Consider the following 8,478-nt stretch of genomic DNA (forward strand, 5'->3'; position numbering starts at 1 on the left):
CCCGCCACGCTCAACGCCCTGCGGCGAGCATTGGCGGCCGCCGCTGCGCGAAGCCGCTCGCCGCCTCGAGCGCCGCGGCGTGGCGCAGCAGGTCGAGCTCGCCGCGATGGCGGCCGACGAGCTGCAGCCCGACCGGCAGCCCCGCGGGCGTGAAGCCGCCGGGCAGCGACAGCGCCGGGTGGGCGGTCGCGACGATCCGTGAGGCGCAGCGCTGCCAGAGGAAGTAGCGGTCGAAGCGCTCGCCGGCGATCTCGCTGACCCACTCGACCTCGATCGGAGGGGCGACGACCGGCGCCGTCGGCGTCGCGAGCAGGTCGTAGCGCTCCAGCAGTCTCGTCGTGCGGCGGTAAACGGCGGTGCGGGCGGCCTGGGCGTCGACGATCTGCTGCGCGCTCAGCGCGCGGCCCTGCTCGACGTTGCGGACGATGTCGTCGCGCATCAGCTCGCGGTGGGCGTCGACGTCGGCGCCGCAGAAGGCGAGGAAGCCGAGCATCTCGATCGTCTCCCAAGCCTCGTCGGCGCCGCTGAGATCGGGCTCGACCTCTTCGACGAGCGCGCCGGCCTCGACCAGCAGCGCGCGCGACTGCTCCAGGGCGGCGGTCACCTCGGGGTCGATCGGGAGGCCGTCGACCGTGCGGCTCCAGGCGACCTTGACGCCGCGCAGATCACTCGGCGCGAGCGCGGCGAACGCGAGCGGATCGTCGTCGAGCGCGATCGGGGTGCGGTCGTCGCGGCCGGCGAGCGCGGCCAGCAGCAGCCCGGCGTCGCCGACGTCGCGCGCGATCGGGCCGAGCACGCCGTGCGGGCTCCAGCCGTCGTCGGGGCGGCTGGAGGGGATCCGGCCGGGCGACGGGCGCAGGCCGACGACGTTGCAGAAGGCGGCCGGGTAGCGCAGCGAGCCGCCCGAGTCGGAGCCGTCGGCAAGCGGCAGCAGCCCGGCGGCGACGGCGGCGGCGGCGCCGCCGCTGGAGCCGCCGGCGTGGCGGGTGAGGTCGTACGGGTTGCGCGTCGGCGGGAAGAGCTTGTTGAAGGTGAGCGTGCCGAGGCCGTGCTCGGGCGTGTTCGTCTTGCCGATGATCAGCGCCCCGGCCGCCCGCAGGCGCTCGGCGAGCAGGCTGTCGCGCGTGGCGATGCGATCGGCGTGGACGAGCGAGCCGGCGGTCGTCGGGAAGCCGGCGACGTCCATCACGTCCTTGACCGCGATCGGGAGGCCGTGGAGGAGGCCGAGCGGCTCGCCGGCGGCGCCCGCCGCGCGTCCCGCCGCGCCGCCGCCCGCCGCGCGCGCCGCCGCCGTCGTGCGATCAGCCTCCCGCGCCAGCTCCAGCGCCCGCTCGCGCGGCAGCGCGTTGACGATCGCACCGAGCTGCGGCTCGGCCGCGTCGATCCGGTCGTAGTGGTCGTCCATCAGCTCGACGGCCGAGATCTCGCCGGCGCGGACCGCCCGCGCCTGTTCACGGGCGCTCAGCATGCCTCGCCTCCGCCCGCCGCGCCCCGCGCGCCGAGGCCGCCGCGCGCCGCTTCGCCCCGCCCGCTCTCGCGCCGCAGCATCCGCTCCTTCACGCGCGCGGCTCCCGCCAGCAGCGCCGGCGCACCGAGCAGAAGCACCGGCAGCGCATAGGCGACCGTCTCCTCGACGGGCAGCCCTCCGATGTGGGCCAGGACGGCGACTTCAAGCAACGACATCGCGGGCAGTGTATCCAACTGTCAAGTACATGGATACACTTTGCACCACCGCCAAGCCACCTTCCCGACCCCCAGGAGCCAGCCCATGAGCGCGACCGCGCGCGAGATCGTCTCGACCCCCGACGCGCCCGCCGCGATCGGCCCCTACTCGCAGGCGGTCCGCCACGGCGGCCTGCTGTTCTGCTCCGGCGCGCTGCCGCTGGTGCCGGAGAGCGGCGAGCTGGACGACGCCTCCCCCGCCGCCGAGACGGCCCGCTGCCTGCGCAACCTCGACGCGATCTGCCGCGCGCAGGGCACGACACTCGCGGAGGCGGTCAAGCTGACCGTCTACACGACGACGCTCGACCAGTTCGCCGAGATCAACGCCGCCTACGCCGAGTTCTTCCCCGCCGCCCCACCGGCGCGCGTCACGATCGGCGTCGCGGCGCTGCCGAAGGGCGCCCGCGTCGAGATCGACGCCATAGTGCCTGTCGACTGAGCCCTACGCCCAGGCCGCGACTGCGCACGGCCCGCCCTCGTGCAGCCGCAGCCGCCCGCCCGCGAGGTCGAGCGAGATCGTCGCGAGCGTCTCCCAGCGCTCGTCGAAGGGCGCGTCGGCGGCGGGGTGACAGCAGAGACCGGGGCCGCCGTCGTGGTCGAGCAGCGCCGCGGCGCGCTCGCCCTCGTCGGCGGCGGCGACCAGGCGCGCCGAACGTCCGCGCAGCTCCGCCAGCCGCGGGTAGGTCGTCGAGTCGACCCGCCCCATCCGCTCGCCGGCCGCCAGCCGCGCGTCGAGGAAGTGGTTGGTGTGCAGCAGCACGCCGTCGCCGTCGGGCTCCAGCTCGGCGACGCCGGCAGGGCTCAGCTCCAGCCCGCGCGCGCCCGCCCGCTCGCCGTCCCAGGCGACGACGGTCAGGACCGTCGAGGCCGAGACACGCGCCGAGCGCGCGATCGTCGTCGCCTCCTCCACCGTCGTCGCGAGGTCGAGGATCCGCCGCGCGATCACGTGAACCGGCACCCCCGTCTCACCACCGTCGCGATCGTGACCGAGGATGTTGAAGTGCAGCCCGAGCCCGGCGCTGTTGACGCCTATCTTGCCGACGACGCCGAACTCGCTGAACAGCTCGACGACGTGGCCGGGGCGCGGCTCCAGCCGCAGCGCGACGATGCCGTGGCGCAGGTGGTCGTACCAGTCCCACGTCTGGATCGTGCGCGGCGGCCCGCCCTCACGCGGGACGACGACGAAGGTCGAGCACTCGCCCGCGGTCCGCGCGCGGGCAGCGGCCAGCAGCTCGGTGCGCGCGTTGAGCGCCGCCACCTGCCACGTCTCGAGCCCCGCGCCGAGCGCGATCCCGGCGATCTCGCCGGCCAGCTCCGGCGCCCACGCGTGCGTCTGCTCCAACCCGCGCTCAGCGACCGAGCGCCGCAGCGCGACGTCGGCGCCGGCAGCGGCGAAGAGCCGTTCGTAGCCCTCCCACGTCGCCTGCACCTGCGTGCGGGCGGCAGAGCCCAGCTCGCGACCGCGCACCAGCGGGTCGGACGCGGTCAGCTCGAAGCGGGGGATCGTCATCGCGGCACCTCAGGGCGCCGCCGGCAGCGCGCCGGCGGCGGTCGAACGTCTCAGCTCGCAGCCGGTCGCGACGTTGGCGTAGGAGAGCATCATCCCGATCGCCGCGTCACGGTCGAAGCTGACGCCGGTGAGCACGTGGAAGGCGAGCGAGTCCTCGAGCGCGACGAGGTGGTGGGCGATCGTCGCGGCCGGCGCGACCAGTCTGAAGAGGCCGACGCCGGCGCCGGTCGCCAGCACCGACTGGTAGAGCGGGACCTGGCGGTCGTACTGCGTCTTCCACAGCATCCTGTACGTCGGCTCGCGGCGAGCGAGGCCGGTGAACTCGTACAGCAGCGCGTACAGCTCGTCGTCGGGGCCGGTCGCGATCCCGCCCTCGCACAGCGCGACCAGCTGCGCGCGTGGATCGTCGAGCGCCTCGATCGTTCTCCAGCGCACGGTCGAGAAGCGCGAGGTCGCCTCGTCCTGCACCTGCTGCAGCAGGTCGTCGAGCGCCGGGTAGTAGTACGTGATCGAGCCGGGCGACATGCCGGCCGCCTCCGCTATGTCGCGCACACCGACCTCCTCGAGACCGTGCTCGACGATCGACCTGCGCGCGGCCTCGATGATCTGCTGCCGCCGAAGCGTCTGAATTCGTGAGCGCGCCATGGGCGGCAAATCTTAGACAGCCGTACGAAAATCGCAAGTGGAACTCCGCCATTTCCACCAAGATCCCTGTTGTGGCGCCGATTTTCACGATTGCCTTGACATCTTCGGGGGCAACTGTTTTGCTGATTCGTACGAAAAACGCGGTGCCGGGAGGGTCGCTCCCGCACCGTGCGCTCTGTCGAGGGCAACCCATGAGAGTGACTGTCAATTGAGCGACTTCGAAGTCGTCACCACCCAACTCACCTACGAGGCCGACGGCGTCGTCTCGGTGCGCCTGGAGCGCCCGGACGGCGCGCCGCTGCCGGCGTGGGAGCCCGGCGCGCACGTCGACCTCGTCCTGCCGGTCGGGATCACGCGGCAGTACTCGCTGATCGAGTCGCCGCCGGACTTCTCCTCCTACAAGGTCGCCGTGCTGCAGCAGCGCAACAGCCGCGGCGGCTCGGAGTACGTCCACGTCTTCCTGCGCCCGGGCCAGCGCGTCGCCGTCGGCGCCCCGCGCAACCACTTCGCGCTCGACGACGCGCCGGCATACCTCTTCCTCGGCGGCGGCATCGGCATCACGCCGCTGCTGTCGATGGCGCGTGCCGCGAGCGAGCGCGGCCGCGACTACGCGCTCCACTACGGCGGGCGCAGCCTGCGCTCGATGGCCTATCGCGACGAGCTGCGCGCCGCCCATGGCGACGCGCTCACGCTGTGGCCCGGCGAGACGACCGGCCCGCTGCCGCTCGACGAGCTGCTGCGCGAACGCGCCGACGGCGCCTTGCTCTACTGCTGCGGCCCGGAGGCGATGCTCGCCGCCGTCGCCGAGGCGGCCGCCCGTAACGGCTGGCCGCAGCAGGACGTCCGCTTCGAGCGCTTCGCGCCGACCGTCCACGAGCACGGCCCCGACCTGCCGGTCACCGTCCTCGCGCGGCGCAGCGGCGTGGAGCTGCTGGTGCAGGAGGACGAGAGCGTGCTCGACGGGCTGCTGCGCGCCGGCGTCGGGATCGGCTCCAGCTGCCGCTCCGGCATCTGCGGCGCCTGCCAGACGACCGTGCTGGAGGGCGAGCCCGACCACCGCGACGACATCCTCTCGGCAGCGCAGCGCGACGCCGGCGACACGATGATGCCGTGCGTCTCGCGCGCCCGCGGCGACCGGCTGGTGCTCGATGTCTGAGCCGACCGTCGTCCACGTCGCGCCGGCCGCCCGTCCCCAGCGGCCGGCGCGGCCCTCCTTCCGCAGACTCGACCTCGGCGGCATCCGCGACGTGCTCGGCTTCCCGCACGAGAGCACCGAGGCGAAGGTCGTGCCGACGATCGGCGAGACGGCGCGCCGCTTCATCGCGCACGCCCCCTTCATGACGCTCGCGACCTGCGACGCGCACGGCCGCGCCGACTGCAGCCCGCGCGGCGACGGCCCCGGCTTCGTGAAGGTGCTCGACGAGCGCACGATCGCGCTGCCCGACCGCACCGGCAACAGACTGGTGCAGTCGTTCGAGAACCTGCTGGAGAACCCGGCCGTCGGCACGCTCTTCTTCGTGCCGGGGCTGCGCGAGACGCTGCGCGTCAACGGCACCGGCTACGTCACCGACGACGCGCAGCTGCTGGAGCGCTTCACCGCCGACGGGCGCCGCGCCAAGCTCGCGCTCGTGGTCGACGTGACCGAGGTCTACCTGCACTGCGGCAAAGCGCTGATCCGCTCCGGCCTGTGGGACCCCAGATGGCAGACGCTCGCGCACGACATGTCGCGCGGGATCAGCGTCTTCTCGCTCAACGAGATCGAGAAGGGCGCGCCGCACGGCACCTCGACCGAGATCGAGGAGTGGATCGAAGAGGCGTACGTCAAGGAGCTGTGAACCGCCGCACCCGGCTCGACCGTCACGAGCGCCGCGCGCACCGACCCCGTGCGCGACCGATTGCAGTCCCCGTCCCCATCGCAAGAGAGAGAGTCACCGTGTTGCAGGATCTGTTCGATACGCCCGCTCGGGTGTCGCGCCGCAGCGTGCTGCGGGGCATGCTGGTCGGCAGCGCCGCCATCAGCGGTTCCGGCGTGCTCGCCGCCTGCGGCAAGCGCGAGGAGTCGGGCACGACCGCCTCGACCGTCGCGGACGCCGCGATCCAGAGAGGCGGCACGATCACGTGGGGCAAGCCGGCGGAGGCGACGCTGCTCGATCCGACGACCGGCGGCGTCGGCAGCTCGATGGAGCTGTTCCAGATCGTCTACGACCCGCTGATCGCGGTCGACGGCGAGCTGGAGCTGATCCCGGGGCTGGCGCAGAGATGGGAGAGCACGAGCGAGACGGAGTTCCTCTTCACGCTGCGCGACGGGGTCAGATTCTCCAACGGCCGCCCGCTCACCGCCGACGACGTCGTCGCCACCTTCGAGCGCTACCTCGACCCGAGAATGGCCTCGGCGCTGGCGAGCTTCATCAGCACCGAGACGAGAGTCGCGAAGGTCGACGCGAGAACGATCAGGTTCACGCTGCCGAGCCCCAGCTCGACCTTCCTCTCGGCGATGGCCTCCGCCTACGCGGTGATCCTGCCGATGAGCGAGGTCGCCGCCGGCAGAATCGACCTCTCCAAGCAGCTGCTCGGCACCGGCCCGTTCATGGTCAAGAGCCACAAGTCGGGCAGCGGCTGGGTGCTCGTGCGCAACCCGCACGCGTGGCAGGAGCCGATCGCCGACGAGCTGGTGATCAGAATCATGCCCGACGACAACGCCCGCATCGCGGCGCTGCGCGACGGCTCGATCGACCTCACCTACTTCGACGTGCCCGACGCCGAGCGGCTGCTCGCCGACGTGCCGGACACCGAGGTCAAGGTGCAGGACCGCACCGACTTCTACGCGCTCGTGCTGAACGCGACCGGCAGAAGCTCGCCGTTCACCGACCAGCGCGTGCGGCAGGCGATCTCCTACGCGATCGACCGCGAGCAGATCCGCGAGATCGCGCTCGCCGGAACCGGCCTGCCGACCGGCGCCGTCTCGGCCGCCTTCGGCGACGTCGCGCCGGCGCCGACGCTCGCGCACGACCCCGAGAAGGCGAGAGCGCTGCTGGCCGAGGCCGGCGAGAGCGACCTCAGCTTCGAGATCGTCTACCCCGGCGAGGCGTTCGGGCGGATCGCCCAGGTGCTGCAGCAGAACCTCTCCGCGATCGGCGTCAAGGTCGAGCTGGGCTCGCTCGAAGAGGGCGTCTGGGTCGACCGCGTCTACACGCAGAGACCGCCGAAGTTCGACGCGACCGTCAGCTGGTACGCCGCCTACGTCGGCCCGGCGCAGGCGCTCAACCTCTGGAACGTCGACATCAGCCCGTTCGCCTTCCAGGTCAGAGACGCGAGAACGCAGTCGCTCATCGAGCGGGCGCAGCAGGCGCCCGAGGGCGAGGCCGAGGAGGCGCTGCGCGCCGCTTCGGAGGCGATCGACGTGCAGGCCTCGACGATCCCGCTCGTGACCAAGAACGCGACGATCGCGTGGCGTACCGACCTGATCAAGGTCGCGGTCGACGACAGGGACGGCAACATCCACCCGCTGCGCCACTCGCCCGAGTACGCGCTGCTGAAGGCGGCCTGACCAATGGGGCAGTTCGCGCGCTTCGGGGTGGGCCGTCTGACGGTCGCGCTCGTCACGCTGGCGATCATCGCCGTCGCCGTCTTCTGGGCGATGCGGATGGTGCCCGGCAGCTACGCCGACGTGATGCTGCCGGCCAACGCCAGAGCCGAGGCGCGCGCTGCCCTGATCGACCAGTACGGCCTCGACGACCCGCTGCCGGCCCAGTTCATGACGTGGGCCGGCAACGCCGTCACCGGCGACCTCGGCACGTCGCTGACCAGCGGCGAGCCGGTCCTCTCCGAGCTGGGCTCGCGCGCGCTGGTGACGGTCGAGCTGGCGTTCCTCGGCGGCCTGCTGGCGCTGCTGGTCGGCGTCCCGCTCGGCCTGATCGGCGGGATCTCCAGAAGCCGCCGCAAGACGGGGCTGATCCGCGTCGGCAACTCGGTCCTGCTGAGCCTGCCCGACATCCTCGTCGGCGCGCTGCTGGTGTGGGTGATCTCGACGTACGAGGTGCCGTTCACCGTCGGCGGCTGGGAGCCGCTGTTCGACGACCCGGTCGCCAACCTGCAGGCGGCGCTGCCGGCGGCGCTGACGATCTCGGTGCTGGGAATGGGCTTCGTGATGACGACGACGCGCGGCGCCGTCGCGCAGATCGCCTCGGAGCCGTACGTGCAGGCGGCGCGGGCGCGTGGCGCCACGCGCGGCGAGATCGTGCGCCGCCACGTGCTGCGCAACTCGTCGGTGCCGGTGCTGACCGTCTTCGCCGTCTACCTCGCCTACCTGCTCGGCGGCACCGTGATCGCCGAGGTGCTGTTCTCGCTCGACGGGATCGGCCGCTACGTGATCGACGCGACCGGCCACCGCGACTACCCGGTCGTGCAGGGCGCGGTGCTGGTCGCCGCCGCCGCGTTCGTGCTGATCTCGATGGTCGTCGACCTGCTCTACGGCGTGCTCGACCCGCGCATCGGCGCGCGGAGCGCGTCATGAGCGCGCTGACGCCGACCGGCCCCGCCTCGGCGCCGGCGCCCGGCCCCGCCGCGCCGCCGTCCGCCGCGAGCGCGCGCCGCCGCCGTGT

General features: G+C 72.8%; 9 protein-coding genes. 5 read left to right on the forward strand and 4 right to left on the reverse strand.

Translation table 11 applies throughout. The annotated features are described in order from the left end of the window. Positions 1 to 10: 10 nt before the first annotated feature. Entirely contained in the window at positions 11 to 1,468 is a 1,458-nt protein-coding gene (locus tag R7226_RS17390; protein ID WP_318598500.1) for an amidase, read from the reverse strand. Next, positions 1,462 to 1,683 carry a hypothetical protein gene (locus R7226_RS17395; protein ID WP_318598501.1) on the reverse strand — a complete coding sequence of 74 codons (222 nt, stop codon included), beginning with the start codon at positions 1,681 to 1,683 and terminating at the stop codon, positions 1,462 to 1,464. Before R7226_RS17395 ends, R7226_RS17390 begins: the two co-directional genes overlap by 7 nt. A gap of 85 nt (positions 1,684 to 1,768) precedes the next feature. Here R7226_RS17395 and R7226_RS17400 point away from each other — a divergent pair, with 85 nt between their 5' ends. Next, positions 1,769 to 2,161, forward strand: coding sequence for a Rid family detoxifying hydrolase (locus R7226_RS17400; RefSeq protein ID WP_318598502.1), 393 nt, complete (start codon positions 1,769 to 1,771; stop codon positions 2,159 to 2,161). 3 nt (positions 2,162 to 2,164) lie between these two features. On the opposite strand, the gene R7226_RS17405 is transcribed toward R7226_RS17400, so the two are convergent. Then, positions 2,165 to 3,232, reverse strand: a complete 1,068-nt coding sequence (locus tag R7226_RS17405) for a C45 family peptidase (protein ID WP_318598504.1) — start codon at positions 3,230 to 3,232, stop codon at positions 2,165 to 2,167. Between the two features lie 9 nt (positions 3,233 to 3,241). Then, positions 3,242 to 3,877, reverse strand: a complete 636-nt coding sequence (locus R7226_RS17410) for a TetR/AcrR family transcriptional regulator (RefSeq protein WP_318598505.1) — start codon at positions 3,875 to 3,877, stop codon at positions 3,242 to 3,244. A 208-nt stretch (positions 3,878 to 4,085) separates the two neighbouring features. Here R7226_RS17410 and R7226_RS17415 point away from each other — a divergent pair, with 208 nt between their 5' ends. The 4 genes from R7226_RS17415 to R7226_RS17430 all read left to right on the forward strand — a co-directional run bounded on the left by R7226_RS17415 (position 4,086) and on the right by R7226_RS17430 (position 8,390). Further along, positions 4,086 to 5,033: a PDR/VanB family oxidoreductase gene (locus R7226_RS17415; protein ID WP_318598506.1), complete on the forward strand. Its 948-nt coding sequence runs from the start codon at positions 4,086 to 4,088 to the stop codon at positions 5,031 to 5,033. After that, entirely contained in the window at positions 5,026 to 5,712 is a 687-nt protein-coding gene (locus R7226_RS17420) for an MSMEG_1061 family FMN-dependent PPOX-type flavoprotein (protein WP_318598507.1), read from the forward strand. Before R7226_RS17415 ends, R7226_RS17420 begins: the two co-directional genes overlap by 8 nt. A gap of 131 nt (positions 5,713 to 5,843) precedes the next feature. Then, the gene (locus tag R7226_RS17425) at positions 5,844 to 7,424 is read left to right on the forward strand and encodes an ABC transporter substrate-binding protein (protein ID WP_318598508.1); all 1,581 of its coding nucleotides are present in this window, start codon (positions 5,844 to 5,846) and stop codon (positions 7,422 to 7,424) included. A gap of 3 nt (positions 7,425 to 7,427) precedes the next feature. After that, positions 7,428 to 8,390: an ABC transporter permease gene (locus tag R7226_RS17430; RefSeq protein WP_318598509.1), complete on the forward strand. Its 963-nt coding sequence runs from the start codon at positions 7,428 to 7,430 to the stop codon at positions 8,388 to 8,390. The last annotated feature ends 88 nt before the right edge of the window (positions 8,391 to 8,478 follow it).

The sequence above is a fragment of the Conexibacter stalactiti genome, from assembly GCF_033542075.1.
GTDB lineage: Bacteria > Actinomycetota > Thermoleophilia > Solirubrobacterales > Solirubrobacteraceae > Conexibacter > Conexibacter stalactiti.

What these genes read in the sequence shown, in the direction of transcription:
- R7226_RS17390 (WP_318598500.1), bottom strand. Translation starts at nt 1,468, where the DNA reads ATGCTGAGCGCCCGTGAACAGGCGCGGGCGGTCCGCGCCGGCGAGATC.
- R7226_RS17395 (WP_318598501.1), bottom strand. Translation starts at nt 1,683, where the DNA reads ATGTCGTTGCTTGAAGTCGCCGTCCTGGCCCACATCGGAGGGCTGCCC.
- R7226_RS17400 (WP_318598502.1), top strand. Translation starts at nt 1,769, where the DNA reads ATGAGCGCGACCGCGCGCGAGATCGTCTCGACCCCCGACGCGCCCGCC.
- R7226_RS17405 (WP_318598504.1), bottom strand. Translation starts at nt 3,232, where the DNA reads ATGACGATCCCCCGCTTCGAGCTGACCGCGTCCGACCCGCTGGTGCGC.
- R7226_RS17410 (WP_318598505.1), bottom strand. Translation starts at nt 3,877, where the DNA reads ATGGCGCGCTCACGAATTCAGACGCTTCGGCGGCAGCAGATCATCGAG.
- R7226_RS17420 (WP_318598507.1), top strand. Translation starts at nt 5,026, where the DNA reads ATGTCTGAGCCGACCGTCGTCCACGTCGCGCCGGCCGCCCGTCCCCAG.
- R7226_RS17430 (WP_318598509.1), top strand. Translation starts at nt 7,428, where the DNA reads ATGGGGCAGTTCGCGCGCTTCGGGGTGGGCCGTCTGACGGTCGCGCTC.